The sequence below is a fragment of the Microcoleus sp. AT8-B5 genome (genome assembly GCF_036705565.1).
Lineage (GTDB): Bacteria > Cyanobacteriota > Cyanobacteriia > Cyanobacteriales > Microcoleaceae > Microcoleus.
This window is the reverse complement of record NZ_JAUBUY010000062.1, coordinates 19824-34423: the sequence shown is the minus strand read 5'-3', so window position 1 is coordinate 34423 and position 14600 is coordinate 19824. Positions and strand designations below refer to the sequence as shown.

Below are 14600 nucleotides of genomic sequence, written 5' to 3'. Positions count from 1 at the left end.
CGTCCCGCCCGTCAAAAACGGACGGGCGGGACGCCCATCCCACTTTCAAGAGTGGAAGTTATTTAATTCTCATTCCTTACTTAAATGCGAAGATACAATTTACGTTGCGCGAGTCCTGAAAAACGTTAGAGTAAGAAACAACTCGGAAATTGTAAAGGTTTGCTTGAAAGTTCGGCTGATGGGAGATCGGGAGAACCAGTCAATTTCTAATTTAGGTGAAGTGGGGAGTGCCGACGATCGCCATACTGCATCAGAAGCACTGTGGCCGCGCGATCGAGCCCTGGCCGCTACTAGCTGCGGCATTGTCATTGCTGACGCCAATGCACCAGATTGTCCCATAATTTATTGCAATCCGGCCTTTGAACGGATGACGGGTTACTGCGCCAGTGAAATCTTGGGGCGTAATTGCCGATTTTTGCAAGGCCCGGATACCGATCGAACTACCGTAGCTAAAATCCGCGAGGCCTTGCGCCAAGGTCGAGAAATCCAGACACCAATTAAAAATTACCGCAAAGACGGCACTCCTTTTTGGAGCAAATTATCGCTATCTCCCGTGCGAGACGACAACGCTAATTTGACTCACTTTGTAGGAGTTCAATCTGACTTGGCGGAACCAATATGTGAAGTGCAGCAAGCATTGCAGCAAGCTAACGACCAACTGCAAACGATTTTGGAAGCAGTTCCGGGAACAGTATCTTGGATTAGCTCGGATTTGCGCTATTTGGGGGTTAACCAGCACTTAGCCAAACTGCATGGTTTGCCGCCGTCGGCTTTTGTCGGTCAAGATATTGGTTTTCTGGGCGCTAGCTCGGATTTTAACTCTTTTGTGGTGGAGTTTTTTGCCGATGACGCTACGGAAGCGGTTAAAGAACTCAACGTTAAGGTACAAACCGACGGAGGAGAGTCGGAGGGATACTATTTGATTGTGGCTCAAAAGTACGATCGGGGCAAAGCAGCTTGTCTGGTCGGCATTGACATTACCGAGCGCAAGCGGGCAGAAGAAGCTCTGGTGCTGACTCGCAAGGCGGTGGAAAGTTCGAGTGACGCGATCGGCATCAGCGATGCGAACGGCACTCACATCTATCAAAATCAAGCGTTTTCTCAGCTATTTGAATGGGACACGGCAGAGGAATTTAAACTAGCCGGAGGTATATCGGCAGTTTTTACTGACCCCGCAGTGGCCAGGGAGGTACTCGACACGATCGCCCAAGGTTATTCTTGGTTTGGTGAAATTACCAACCGCACTAAAAGCGGTGAAACTTTGCAAGTGTTGCTGCGGGCCGATGCTATTAAAGACGCTACAGGGAAAATTGTCGGTCTGATTTACATGAATACCGATATTACCGATCGCAAGCGCACGGAACAAGAGCTGCGGCAAAGCGAGAAGCGCTTTCGATCGTTGATTGAAAATGCTAGAGACATTATTGTGATTCTCGACGATAAAGGCTTTTGCCGCTATGTATCTCCTTCCCTAGAGCGGATTTTGGGCTACCCGACGGCAGAAGTGCTGGGCCGATCTATATTTGACTTGATTCACCCTGACGAATTGCTGATAGTGGATCAAGTTTTCAAAGGTGTCATGCAAATGCCGAAAGTTAGCCTGGGCATGGCGGAATACCGAGTGAAACACAAGGATGGTTCCTGGTGCGTGTTGGAAGCGGTGGCGACGAATTTGCTCGAGGAACCTTCGGTGCGGGGAATTGTGGTCAACTGTCACGACGTGACTGAACGCAAGGTGGCTGAAGAACAATTGTTGCACGATGCTTTGCACGATGCGCTGACGGAGTTGCCCAACCGTGCTTTGTTGACTGACAGGTTGGGGCAAGCTTTTGCCCGCGCCCAACGGCATCCAACCTATCAGTTTGCGGTGCTGTTTCTGGATTTGGACAGGTTTAAGGTGATTAATGACAGTCAGGGACACCGCACGGGCGATCGGCTGTTGGTGGCTGTGGCTCGCCGTCTCTTGACTTGTTTGCGGCCAGGCGATACGGTGGCTCGTCTGGGGGGAGATGAGTTTGTGATTTTGCTGGAGGAAATTCACGGTGTTGATGAGGCGATCGCCCAAGCAAAGGCAATTCTCAAGACGATCGAACGACCGCTTTATTTGGAAGGTAATAAAGTTTTAATTACTGCTAGCATCGGCATTGCTTTGAGTACCGACAAATATCAGTGGCCGGGAGATATTTTGCGCGATGCTGATATTGCAATGTACCGAGCGAAAGCTCTCGGTAAAGCTCGCTACGAAGTTTTTACCAGTGCGATGCACACTCAGGCTGTGGCTTTGATGCACTTGGAACACGATTTACGGGAGTCGGTTGAAGAACTAAATTTGAAATATTCGATAGTGGATTTTGCCTGTGGGACGGCGGCGGAAAACTCGCCCATGAGTGAAGTTGATCGCAGATTGGAGCGTCCGAAGTCGCAATTGACTGCTTTAAAATTGGAATGTCCTTTTACTGTTTATTATCAGCCGATCGTTAGTTTGAAAAGTGGTTCTGTTATCGGATTTGAGGCGCTGGTGCGCTGGCTGCACCCGGAACGGGGTTTAGTTTCCCCGATGGAATTTATTGCGATGGCTGAGGAAACTGGGTTAATTATGCCTTTGGGTTTGTGGGTTTTGAGCGAAAGCTGCCGCCAAATTATTAAGTGGCAGAGTTTGAATTTACCTGTGGGAAATTCGCGGCTGACTGTAGCAGTAAATCTTTCGGGGAGGCAGTTTTCGGAACCGGAGTCCATCGAGCAAATTAAGCAAGTTTTGCAGGAAACGGGTGTTGATGCTCGCTGTTTGAAGTTGGAGATTACTGAGACTGTGGTGATGGAAGATGGGGAAGCGGCGGCGGCGATGCTTTCGCAGTTGAGAGACTTGGGGATTGATTTGTGCATTGATGATTTTGGTACTGGTTATTCGTCTCTGAGTTATTTGCACAGGTTCCCGATTAATATTTTGAAGGTCGATCGCTCTTTTGTCAGCCGCGTCGGGGAAATGGGCGAAAATTTGGAAATCGTGCGGGCGATCGTCATGCTGGCCCGCAGTTTGGGGATGGAGGTAGTGGCAGAAGGTGTCGAAACCGCCGTCCAATTGGCTCAAATGCGGTCGATCGGCTGCGAGTACGGTCAGGGGTACTTTTTCTCTAAACCTCTCGATAGTGAGGCAGCTACAGCCTTGTTGAGGCGATCGCCGAAATGGTGAACTGAACCAAATATTTAACCGGAGCAAATTGCTTGATTGTCAATAAGGGCGATCGATCTTTTCGTACTCAATGCCTTGAGTGTTAAAATCAAAATTGAGTATAATAGAAAACTATCGAGATAGGTAAAAATATATGTCTCAATCTGTTGTGCCAGCAGTCGAAGAAAAACAGATCGATACTTCCCCGACATTAACTTTTGAAGAGTACAGAGTTTATCAAAGCAATGACGATGTACAATATGAATTGTACAAAGGCAAATTAATACCGATGGCAACGGCTAGCGCATTACATACAAGCATCTGCGAATTTTGGGTTTATAAATTGCAGCGTTACCTAGCGGAACATAATCTGGATTTAGTCGTAAAAACTTCTGTGGGAGTCAGAACAGAAGATGCTACATCCCGCATTCCCGATGTAGTTGTTTGCACAGAAAGTTTGTGGCAACAAGTTCTTGCCAGACCCGGTTCTGGCATCTTAGACTTGAGCGAAACACCTTTATTTGTAGTAGAAGTAGTGAGCCAAGATCGGCGAGCAGATTATGTAGTTAAACGAGGAGAGTACGAACTAGCTAACGTGCCGGAATATGTGATTGTTGACCCAACAGAAAATAGACAGCGGGTGCGAGTTGCGGCATTTCCCGAAGGTGAAGAAAGTTATGCACAGATAGATTATTTGCCGGGAGATGACATGGTATCTGTAGTATTTCCAAATCTGAGATTATCAGTCAATGAAATATTATATCCCCCATTGGTAGAAGGGTTAATTAAGGCAGAACAAGCTCAATTGCAGAAAGCTGAAAGGTTGGCGGCGAGGTTGCGGGAATTGGGCGTAGATCCTGATGCTGTGTAGGAAATTGGATGAAGTACGCGCGAGCGAAGCTATCCCCCAGGGAATCGCCCTTGACGTATCTCAATCATCTAGTGGCAAGTCGCGCAGGAAATAAAAGCGATCGCTTTGCGAATTGTCTCCTTTAATTCGCCCTAAGTAACCAGTCAGCGGTGAAGAAAGTTCTATAGTCAAATCCTTTACTGATTCGTTTGTCAGCTTAGAATCAGTGGCGGCAAATCTAGCATTGTATTGAACTTTAATCTCAACAACCGTTGGAAAGTCGCTATCTGAGCAAAGTTGTTTCACTGCTTGTATGATTTGCGATCGCAGCCTAATTTCTCTTTCAACTTTCTCAATATAATCCTTAATCCTGTCGTCAATTTGCCGCCCCATTTCTAGATAGGGCTTTAGTTCAACTAAGTTGACAGCACCTGGATATTTAGCTTTTAACTCAACTAGCTTCTGTAAAGTCATGGCATTGATAATACTAACTTTCCACTCTTGTGCTGCTTTCAACATATCCACCGAAGGATTGCCGGGGCCAATCACTAACTTGGTAGATTCTAAAAATTTATCCCGACTTAAGTGCATTCCTCCTAGTTTAATCAATTCCTCAGCAGTTCGACTAGGGATAAGCCTACCCGCTTTACACTCACCAACTAAGGGATATGGTTTGGAACAAAATAAATCCAAACCCCCAGCACCGCCTTTGTACTCATTCTCTATCTTGAATCCTAAGAATTCAAGGCTTTGACGTGTGATATTCTCAAAATCGGTGCCTGCTTGATAGTTGCTTTTTTTTTCTTGTAGTTCTATGCTGCGATTTCCCAAAGCTGCGATCGCACTTATCCATGCTAAATCTCGGTCTGGTTTTGCTGTTGGTGAATTTTCAGACCAACCTAGAAATATTTTGATATCATCGTTGAGCTGATTGGCAGCTAAGTTGCTACTACCAATTTCCTCAACTTGCAACTGCAAAGCTTCTAAATATTTATAAGGATAGACTTCTCCCGCCACCAAGAGAGCTTTACGCTGATAAAAACTAGCTTCAGAAATCACCGGAGTATCAATCTCGCTATTCATTGCCATCACATCGTCGCGCTGCGGCCAATAGAAAGCTCCTGACTCTGTTTGCACATTGACTACACAAGGATTAGACAGGTGATAAACTCGTAAAATCAATAGCTTGAGAACTTGGTATTTTTCAAAAATATGTTCCAAAGCTTCCAATTTCCAAACTGTTGACTGTGCAATTTTCTCTAAAAGGTATTTTTGCTGTGGATTAATCCGCCAATGATATTCACAACGCGCCCAGACTTTAATCTGAATAGGATATGTTTGAAGTTCAGCAAATGCACTTTCAGCCTTCGTCAAATATTGAGTCTGATAGTATTGATCGAGGCTAAGATTATCAGGAAGGTGTTGACTGGGATAGAGCCAGAGTACCTCACCTTCTCTGATATTTTGCCTGAATGGTACAGCAATTAGCCTGCCTAATGTTAGCAGGTCAACATCACAAGCTGGTAATTGAATACCCTTAATGATTCCAAGATTCATATTAAGTAGGAGCGCTTAGAATTTCACAAAGTAGTGGATTTTTAGCAGCCAGGTTTAATTCTTGAACGAAGTCAATCACTTCCTGCTTAGTAAACCCGTAGTTCTCAGCCTCCTCGTAAATTTGATGAAGTGCTGCTAAAGGCTTGATCTCATCCTTCTTTAGAACAACAACTTCACCTCCTTGTTCCTGTACAAGTTTTTCTTCAAGCTGTTTGCCTTTCTTCCAACTGAGGGGAACGGGTGTTGAGCGGACTAAGCAACCACGAGTAATGTTATGTTTGGCATATTTCAACAGTCGTTGCATTACTGCATTGAATGTCATGCCAGTCAAAGTTTCGGAAACTCTGACTCCAATTCTTACTGCTTTTTGTTGAACTGCATCGTAGCCATCAATAATCAAATGTAAATCGTGACCTGCCTGATTAATATGTGTAACCGAAGTAATTATTACATTTTCTGTTCCACATTTAGGAATCATTGCCATTGTAGAGGCAATAATAGCAGCTAACTGGTCATCGTTTTGTTCGGGGACTGAAACTCGATTCAATAGTTCATAATAAGAATCCAGAAACTCTTGCTGTTTATTGTTGATCGGGTCTCTCGTTGAAGTTCCTGGATCTACAATTTCCACTGAATCAAATTGTTCCGCACACCATTTCATCAAGTCTCGCACACCAGCAGCTTTACTTGCAATACCTCTGATTTGATTAGCATCAAAAGGATATAAATTAGGGTAATCATCAGAATTTAGATTATTTTTGCTGTGAAACCAAGCTAGCCTCAATTTAACAAGCTCTAACATCTGATCAGAAGTAGGTGGGTTTGTAGCTACAGACCTTTGTCCTACACGATCGGGTATGCCACTTCCCATTTGTTCAATTTCCTTCCATGTGTCGCTAATAACGCAACAGAGGAGAAGTACATTGCTACATTGAAAGTAAATTCTATCTATGCAGCTAGCTACTATTTGAGCAGCGCTATCTCCGCAGTCATTACCTACACTAACTTGGTCTAGTTGATCGAAACAAATCAATACGGGTCGTGATGAAACTCCAGCAAGCTTACATATCTGCTCTATGAACCAAATAGACTTTGCATCTTGTTCTTGCTGCGAAAACTCTGGTAAACCCCTTTGCTTGGTTTCAGGATGATCTATACCTTGAATCCAAGCCATACCAACTTGAGCGATTGGAGCCGATTTAAATATGAGAAATAAAACGGCTTTCAAAAAATTAAAGTCAAGGTCATGTTGAGATTCTAAGATTGCTTCGATTACCTCATCAATAAATTCATATCTTTGAGGTTGGTTGAGATTTTGAATGAGGTATTTCCTTAATTCTTCAGGATGATGGCATTTTTCAAGATAGGGCTGGTATTTTTCTTCAAATTCTGTTCCCTTAAGAGTCGCAATCATAGACGCAGCAAGTTGCTGCCATTGCGTTACTCCTCTGACATCTTGGTGCTTAAAGCTGAGTGAAAGATGGAACCGCACATGGGAGTCAATTCGACTAGCGTTAGTAAATTGAGGAATGTAGGCAAATACAGAGCCACCGTCGCGCTCAATAGTTTTCCATATCCGGTGGATTGTATGACTTTTGCCTGTGCCTCTATCACCTCTGACTGCAATCCCGATTTTATCAGAATACTTTTGGCGGACTTCAGAAATTGCTCTATAGATTGTTTGGTCAACCTGCTGATTGAGGTCATCGAGATTAGTTACAACTTCACCCCAAACCTCATTCGCGCTTACGATGGGTTTCAATTTGAAAGGATTGGGCTGTTGCTTCCGTGCTTCTTCAAACAGTGTATACGGATCTGTCATTGTTTTCTACCTCAATCTCAAGATGGTTTGCTAGCGAAAAATAAAAGACCTCTTATGTCATCGCTGATCGAGTCTTGCTTTTGTTCATCAGTTGCTCCACGAGCCTCTCCACTTTGGAGATAAAATAAACGATCGGCCTGCATCTGCATAATCAAGTCTTTGAAATTCTCCCGGCTAACCTGTTCCCCTAGCTCACGGCGCAGATGCCAGATTGGGACAAGTCCCATGTAGTTGTAGCCTTTGTCCAATTTCTCAAATAGGGCAAGGGCTTGGGACTTAAAATCGTCATAGGATGCGATCGCCCCTACATCCCCCTTCCCCTTCTCAACCCCAACACTTGCCACACCATCCTGATGCCGAATCCACTTCAACAAAGAATTTCCCAGGCGAGTACCAATTTGAGAACCATCAAACTCAAACAGAGAATCCTTACTTTTCAGGCCTTCCGCTAAAACTTCTTTCCCCTTCGCCGTCAATTCCACCAGCGTCACCCGATTTACCAGCGAATACTCGATCGCCCCAGTCGCCTGTAACTCGCCCAGCACTTCCACATATCTCTGACTCGTCTCATTAGTCCGCACAATCCGCTTAGTCAACTCCCCCTTTTTCACCTTCATCTTCCCGCCGCTCAAATCCCACAAATTCAGCAGTACCCGAACTTTCGCCTTCGCATCCCACACCGCTTGCTCTTCCGGTGTCAAAGTTATAGGCACCGCAACTTCACTTTTCTCAGACATATCCATACCTTTAAATACTTGTTTTTACTTTTAAATTTTACCAGAAACCTTGCTGGCAAACATTTAAACTTTTCCGCACGCGGGCGAACCTGCGAATAACTTATGCTTATTTCATTGTTAAATAATTTTGTCACTCATCACCACAGTAAAATTCGATTACCAAAAAGATGAGGATTGACTAAAAACTTGTGAATTGATAAAATAAAATGTTTGATACATTATCGCAGTTCAAATTCTCTGCACCAAATGCGATCGAAACATTTTTAAGCACAGCTCGCTAGGCTCTAGCAACCTCAACAAATGTAGCGCTCCCAACCGCACCTAATAACCCGGAAACTAGCCTAACTGCGACTTTAGTTCAATGCTCGATTCTGCCTTTAGAAAGACGAATGCAACCTAAACATCTTGTTACATTGCAATGGCAATCAAAACATTGAACAAGATTTTACCCATGAAAACTATTCCCGACCAAATTTCCAACATCAAAGACAAACTTCCCGACTTTACTCCCACCCCTCCCGGTTTAAAAGCTCAAGCATCTAGCCACGACCTCAAAGCCCGTTTAGATTGGGGCGAACCCGGACTCACAATCATCGACGCCCGTGATTTTGAAAGCTTCACCAAAAGCCACATTACCGGCGCGGTAATGATGCCAATGGACGAATTAGTTGAGCGCGCACAATCGAGTTTAGAACCCATCCGCGACATCTACATCTACGGCGAAAACGACCAACAAACCGCCGAAGCTGCCAATCTTCTCCGCGCAGCAGGCTTTCAAAAAGTAGCCGAACTCAAAGGCGGAATTCCTGCTTGGAAAGCCATTGACGGCCCCATCGACGGCGCTGCCGAACACGATACTCCCGGCCCCGACGCTTACAACGTTTTCTCTCGCTTGCAACACCACGCAGAAGCGCAGAAAATCAACAAATAACCTCAGATTGGCGGCAGAATTAACCCACAGAATCTGACACTTAATAAACCCGGTATCGCAAAAGTTACCGGGTTTTTCTATCCGAACTTATACCATGCCCGGTCGATTACCCTGATTCCTGTAGGGGCGGGTTCACCAACAATATCTGCCAATAATGGACAATCTCAAAAACCCGCCCGGCCGGGATATTATGGTCAATCGTGAGGACATGATATTATACCAAATCAGTCTTATATTTTCTTAGTCTCTTAGAGAGTGACTTCCTTTGTATAGGATGGGTTTCATATCATGTCCGATGGATCGCCCATAATACAATTGCCGGGGCGGGTTTGGGAGATTGTCGGTTTTTGGCAAATATTATTGGTGAACCCGCCCCTACAGGAATCAGGGTAATCGACCGGACATGATATCAACCGCCGACTTTTAACTTCCTGCTATCCAAATATGCCTTAACTTCCGCGAACATTAGGCGGTTGGCATCAAAAGTAATCAACTTAACAGCTTCCTCAAAAGAAACCCAAGCAGAATTTTGGATTTCCTCCACTTGCAAAACAACCTCCCTCGAATTGACAAAGCCTAAAAAGTATGTCACCGTTTTTTCAATCAGCTCCCCATCTTTAACAAAAGAATAATGCTCTGTAAAACTCGGCTCATCCAGCATTTGAAAATCGGATATACCAGTTTCCTCCTGAAATTCCCGCCTAGCCGTTTCCGCTGGAGATTCCCCAGGATTGGCGTGACCTTTGGGAAACGCCCAATGTCCGGCTTGATGTTGAATTAACAGAAACAAAATGTCAGCTTCCGTCGAAAAAATCGGCACAATTCCAAAACATTCATCTTTCATTTTTCTGATATTCCCTATTAACTCTTACAGCATATTCCAAGTTTATAAGTACATCCCAGAAACCGGGTTTCTTTACAGTTCTCGCATCATTACTGATTCTGTTGCTCGAAACCCGGTTTCTCGCGAGCTACATCTACATGGAATATCCTGTATGTTTTTCGAGTCCGGGAACCATCCGGACTTCGTTTGTGTAGATGCGATTTCAATCGCCGAGTCTCTGAAATTCCCACCCCAAGCGAGTCTGCTGTTCATAAACCCGCTTCAAAGTATTAACATCCCTCGCTGAAATAGGCGGAGGATTTCTCACATGAGAAAAATAAAGCACATCAGTTTCCATCAAACTGTGGCCCCAAATTCCCAAAGCGTGACCCAACTCGTGCCGCGCCGTCGCCGGAATATACTTACCCACTTGAGTCGGATTCAAATAAACCGAAAACCGATGAGATAAGACAGTTTTATCGCCATCGCGACGGGCATACAATTCATAGGTAGCCTCTCCAGAACGCGATCGCAAAACCCCTTGACGCAAAGGCGGAGCCCGACGTAAAATCCTAATATCAGCCACCTCAGAACTATCCACCACTTCCAAAGGCAAATAAACCCCCCATTCCCGCACCACATCCAACACAGCCGCCACCCATTCTTCAGACTTATTAGCATCAACTGGACGCTCAACATAAACCTGAATCGGAAACTTAGACCACAACAAATGACCGAAATTCGGTGGCTTAACCTGGTCAAAATAATCCCCGCTATCCGTGGAATCTTGCCAATTTGCTAGCGTTGGTGGCAAAGGATGAACCTGTGGATTCGGAAAACTATTCGGGAGAGAAGAAAGAGTCGCCGCCGGAGTATTAACCTGACTAAAAATTATCAGGCTAAAACAACATATAGCCAATCCCAAACCAGCCAGCAATCGAGGTTTTACCGTAACTTTCCACAACCGCATTTTTGCAACCGCAGATAGACCAAAATAGACGAAAATAAACGCAGATGAACTTGATATTATCTGCGTCTATCTGCGTTCATCTGCGGTTAAAAATCCAAATCTTATAACTTAGGCGCCAACCAACCAGCACTCAAAATCACAGTCAAACCCATAAAAACAATAGACAGACCCCAAGTAATCCGGTTCAGACTTGTTTCTGCACTCTTGGCGCTGGTAAACAATTGAGCTTGTCCCCCAATCCCTCCAATACCATCGCCTTTAGGACTGTGCAGCAACACAAAAATCACAAGTCCTAAAGCAGACAAAGACCAGATAACTTGTAACACAGCAACAATATTCATAATCGGGGGGAATTGGTAATTAGTAATCGGTAATTTATTATGATATCAAATTTGGTCGATCGCGCACAATCTCCTCCGGGACACAGCATCGTACCCATTGTTGTCGAATTAAGCTGTTAGTCCGCCAGTCCGGCAGGGAATGAATTCCCTGCCTCAAAGCGAAAGTCCTCGCTATGAGGACTGAAAAGAAGAATTTTGGTACTGCTGAATCCAAGTATGATTTTGCCTGATGGGGTAATTCTAAGTGCTTACGCTGTCAGCAGTGGGGCAACCACAGGGGATTGCCCCTACAAATTTCATACCCCAATTCACCAACGCCGAATTTTTAAACTCATTAGTCCTCTTGAGAGGACTTTCGCTATTAGACAGGGAATTCATTCCCTGGCGGACTATCGGATAGGCGGGAAGACTGGGCGGATGACCGCTTAAGTTGACACCAATGCACGGCGCCGCCTTTGTCCCTAATCCTGCGTCCCTACTACAATCGGACTCGCACCGGAGTGCGATTGGCGCGAACTTCAAACTCAGCCGATCGAATCATAGAACGTCCGGTCATCTCCGGGGGCTGAGGCAACCTCAACAGCTCCAGAATCGTCGGCGCAATATCCGCCAAACAACCATCCGCCCTCAGAGGAACATCCGTTCCGTGACCCGGAATCTTCCGACCTTCGCCTTCTACCAGAATAAACGGCACCGGATTAGTAGTGTGAGCCGTCCAGGGATTCCCGTCCTCGTCAAACATCTGCTCAGCATTGCCGTGGTCAGCAATAATAATTGCCGTTCCGCCAGCTTTACTAATAGCGCTCAACAGCCGCCCCAAACATTTATCCACAGTTTCGATCGCAATTATCGTCGCATCCATCATCCCCGTATGACCAACCATATCCGGGTTAGCGTAGTTAATCACCACAAACGAATAGATGCCTTTTTCCAAAGCCGTCACCACCCCATCCGTCACCAACTCCGCCGACATCTGGGGTGCCTCATCGTAAGTCCCCACCATCGGGCTCTGCACCAATTCCCGGTGTTCCCCGATAAAAGGCTCTTCCAGACCCCCATTAAAAAAATAAGTCACATGAGCGTACTTTTCAGTTTCCGCCGTCCGCAACTGCTGCAAACCGTGCTTAGAAATCACCTCGCCCAGAATATTGTTCAAATTCTGCGGTTCAAAAGCCACCATTACCGAAAGTTTCGGGTCGTACTGAGTAAAAGTCGCAAACGCCAGCGGCTCAATTAACTGCCGTTCAAACCCCTTAAAATCGGGAGATACAAAAGCCTGAGTCAATTCTCTAGCCCTGTCCGGGCGAAAATTGAAGAAAATTAGCCCATCCCCGGATGCCACGGCCCCCCGCGCAATTCGAGTCGGAACAGCAAACTCGTCGGTCACTCCTTCAGCATAAGAGGCCTGCAACACATCCACAGCCGATCGACCGTCAGGAGCACCCTCAGTCGTCATCACCTCGTAAGCGCGCTGCACCCGATCCCAGCGCTTGTCCCTATCCATCGCGTAGTAGCGGCCGCTAATGGTCGCAATCCGACCGACCCCTACTTCTGCGATATAACTTTCAATCTTGCCTAAAGCTTCGACACCTTCTTTCGGAGTTGTATCACGGCCGTCTGTAATCGCGTGAATGCAAACATCAGAAATTCCCTGTGCTTTTGCTAATTGCAGCAAACCCTTAATATGACTGAGATGGGAATGAACCCCACCTTCAGAACAAAGACCAGTTAGGTGCAACTTGCCGCCCGTGGCGCGGACTTTCTCGCAAAGCCCAACCAGCGCGCGGTTGTCCAGCAAAGAACCATCTTCCACTGCATCCGAAATCCGCACCAACTCTTGAGGAACGACGCGGCCCGCGCCCAGATTCAAGTGACCAACCTCTGAGTTACCCATTTGCCCGTCTGGCAGCCCTACCGCCCGGCCCGATGTTTTAATCAGAGTTCTGGGATAAGCGGCCCAGAGACTGTCCATCACGGGTGTTTTCGCAGCGGCGATCGCATTTCCGTCTTTTTCTTCACGATAACCCCAGCCGTCTAGAATAATCAGCACTACAGGAGATACAGACGCTTGTGCCATGCGAATACCTTATTTACAATAGTTAATTTCTCGATGGTCATGATTTCCGATTTTGCGGAACATCTGCCGCTAATCAGTTTACATATTTTCTAGACTCCGGCTGAACAATGCCAACCAAAATTCCCTCAGCCACAGCATTGTGGGAACTAATTTCGACCTGCTTTGGGAATTGTTTAATTGATTGCCTTGCCCTGTACTGTGAATGCACAGTCGGAGGCTGTTACCTATCTCACCAACAGCGACCTTGCTTTTGCGGCCGCATTTTTACGAATTGTTCAACGGTAGGTTGCTATTGAAACACTAAAAAGAATACCACAGATGGCGGACTTTTACTACTGCCTCAAGGAAGAGATTAAACAGCTTTGACTGGGCTGGGAATAACTTTAAACCAGTTGAGCAAAAATGCGTTTCCGAATCAGCTCACTTTCAGCGGACATAAAATTCTACAACATCTTTTTTAATTTTGACATCGTAATTGCCAAAGAAATCGTGACCGAGCAGACCTATTGGCATTTGTTTGGCGATCGCCACTTCGACATTTTGGATCGCAGCACCCCCAACCCGAATCGATCGCACTACGCCGATCGGGAACTCGACAACGCTACCGTCAGCGATCCCCGCTCTGATAGTACGCACCGGCCTCACTCCCAGTGCAGTAGCCATCCGCTGAGAAATCAAAGTGCCGCTCGCCCCGGTATCGACAATCATCTCAAAAGTCTTGTTGCCGTTAAATACCACATCAATCACCGGCGTCCCACCAGCGCGACGCTTGATTTTAGCTTGAAATACCTGTGGATTCCCCGGTGGCTTAGCCGGTTGATTTGCTGGGGGTTTGGCACCACGATTTGACGGGTTCCAAAACTGAGAGTACAATTTGCCAGTTGTGAATCCCGATCCCGTTATAGTGCGATTCCCTACCCTTCGGGAACCCCTACGGGGAACGGGATAGCTCCGCCGCGCGTGCTGCTGGGAACTAACATCGGGCACCAATGTCATCACCTGAGTTTCTGGCTGATGTGAATGAGAATGCACCTCGCCACCCCCCACAGATCCCAGACCAACCACAACGCTCGCACAAACCAAGCCCGATCGCCAAATCCGCTTGAGAATCACTTTTGCCATGATCTAAATACCTTAATTGATTCAATGATGTCGAACAACGACCGCCACTGATATCCTAACCCGCTCCCAAAAACCGATCGCCCGATCCCCAGATCAGAATCATCAGGAAAACTTGGCAATTTTCAAGCGATCGCATAACATCGAAACACAGATAAACTGATAAACGGCAACAGGCTGTAATTGCAGAGCCTTGTTGGAAAT

Annotated in this window: 11 protein-coding genes; 3 read left to right on the top strand and 8 right to left on the bottom strand. The window is 46.0% G+C overall.

Going from position 1 to position 14600, the window contains the following annotated elements; genetic code table 11:
- The first annotated feature begins 178 nt into the window (after positions 1–178).
- Complete coding sequence (locus QUB39_RS27130) at positions 179–3190, top strand: EAL domain-containing protein (RefSeq protein ID WP_333212143.1); 3012 nt, start codon at positions 179–181, stop codon at positions 3188–3190.
- Positions 3191–3323: 133 nt separating this feature from the next.
- A complete protein-coding gene (locus QUB39_RS27125; protein WP_333057618.1) occupies positions 3324–4040 on the top strand; it encodes a Uma2 family endonuclease in 717 nt (238 codons plus the stop codon).
- A gap of 60 nt (positions 4041–4100) precedes the next feature.
- On the opposite strand, the gene QUB39_RS27120 is transcribed toward QUB39_RS27125, so the two are convergent.
- Genes QUB39_RS27120 through QUB39_RS27110 form a run of 3 tightly spaced genes read right to left on the bottom strand, consistent with a single transcriptional unit; the run spans position 4101 to position 8135 of the window.
- A complete protein-coding gene (locus QUB39_RS27120; RefSeq protein WP_333212141.1) occupies positions 4101–5576 on the bottom strand; it encodes a DUF1802 family protein in 1476 nt (491 codons plus the stop codon).
- Position 5577: 1 nt separating this feature from the next.
- Positions 5578–7398: a hypothetical protein gene (locus tag QUB39_RS27115; protein WP_333212140.1), complete on the bottom strand. Its 1821-nt coding sequence runs from the start codon at positions 7396–7398 to the stop codon at positions 5578–5580.
- 17 nt (positions 7399–7415) lie between these two features.
- Entirely contained in the window at positions 7416–8135 is a 720-nt protein-coding gene (locus QUB39_RS27110; RefSeq protein ID WP_333212138.1) for a hypothetical protein, read from the bottom strand.
- A gap of 418 nt (positions 8136–8553) precedes the next feature.
- On the opposite strand from QUB39_RS27110, the gene QUB39_RS27105 reads away from it, so the two are divergent.
- Positions 8554–9066, top strand: a complete 513-nt coding sequence (locus QUB39_RS27105) for a rhodanese-like domain-containing protein (protein WP_333212136.1) — start codon at positions 8554–8556, stop codon at positions 9064–9066.
- 409 nt (positions 9067–9475) lie between these two features.
- On the opposite strand, the gene QUB39_RS27100 is transcribed toward QUB39_RS27105, so the two are convergent.
- From QUB39_RS27100 to QUB39_RS27080, 5 genes are all read right to left on the bottom strand, one after another.
- Positions 9476–9910: an NUDIX domain-containing protein gene (locus QUB39_RS27100; RefSeq protein WP_333057624.1), complete on the bottom strand. Its 435-nt coding sequence runs from the start codon at positions 9908–9910 to the stop codon at positions 9476–9478.
- 202 nt (positions 9911–10112) lie between these two features.
- Positions 10113–10859 (bottom strand): peptidase, encoded by a 747-nt coding sequence (locus QUB39_RS27095; protein ID WP_333212134.1) that lies wholly within the window; start codon positions 10857–10859, stop codon positions 10113–10115.
- A 101-nt stretch (positions 10860–10960) separates the two neighbouring features.
- On the bottom strand, positions 10961–11200 hold the full coding sequence (gene secG / locus QUB39_RS27090; protein WP_333057626.1) for a preprotein translocase subunit SecG: 240 nt from the start codon (positions 11198–11200) through the stop codon (positions 10961–10963).
- 478 nt (positions 11201–11678) lie between these two features.
- On the bottom strand, positions 11679–13277 hold the full coding sequence (gene gpmI / locus QUB39_RS27085; RefSeq protein WP_333057627.1) for a 2,3-bisphosphoglycerate-independent phosphoglycerate mutase: 1599 nt from the start codon (positions 13275–13277) through the stop codon (positions 11679–11681).
- Between the two features lie 426 nt (positions 13278–13703).
- Positions 13704–14399, bottom strand: coding sequence for a retropepsin-like aspartic protease (locus QUB39_RS27080; protein WP_333274407.1), 696 nt, complete (start codon positions 14397–14399; stop codon positions 13704–13706).
- Positions 14400–14600 lie beyond the last annotated feature (201 nt).

Bases quoted from the DNA above. Each gene is read 5' to 3' on its own strand.
- gpmI (WP_333057627.1), bottom strand. From the start codon at position 13,277: ATGGCACAAGCGTCTGTATCTCCTGTAGTGCTGATTATTCTAGACGGC.
- QUB39_RS27120 (WP_333212141.1), bottom strand. From the start codon at position 5,576: ATGAATCTTGGAATCATTAAGGGTATTCAATTACCAGCTTGTGATGTT.
- QUB39_RS27095 (WP_333212134.1), bottom strand. From the start codon at position 10,859: ATGCGGTTGTGGAAAGTTACGGTAAAACCTCGATTGCTGGCTGGTTTG.
- QUB39_RS27130 (WP_333212143.1), top strand. From the start codon at position 179: ATGGGAGATCGGGAGAACCAGTCAATTTCTAATTTAGGTGAAGTGGGG.
- QUB39_RS27105 (WP_333212136.1), top strand. From the start codon at position 8,554: ATGGCAATCAAAACATTGAACAAGATTTTACCCATGAAAACTATTCCC.
- QUB39_RS27110 (WP_333212138.1), bottom strand. From the start codon at position 8,135: ATGTCTGAGAAAAGTGAAGTTGCGGTGCCTATAACTTTGACACCGGAA.
- QUB39_RS27100 (WP_333057624.1), bottom strand. From the start codon at position 9,910: ATGAAAGATGAATGTTTTGGAATTGTGCCGATTTTTTCGACGGAAGCT.
- QUB39_RS27115 (WP_333212140.1), bottom strand. From the start codon at position 7,398: ATGACAGATCCGTATACACTGTTTGAAGAAGCACGGAAGCAACAGCCC.
- QUB39_RS27080 (WP_333274407.1), bottom strand. From the start codon at position 14,399: ATGGCAAAAGTGATTCTCAAGCGGATTTGGCGATCGGGCTTGGTTTGT.
- secG (WP_333057626.1), bottom strand. From the start codon at position 11,200: ATGAATATTGTTGCTGTGTTACAAGTTATCTGGTCTTTGTCTGCTTTA.
- QUB39_RS27125 (WP_333057618.1), top strand. From the start codon at position 3,324: ATGTCTCAATCTGTTGTGCCAGCAGTCGAAGAAAAACAGATCGATACT.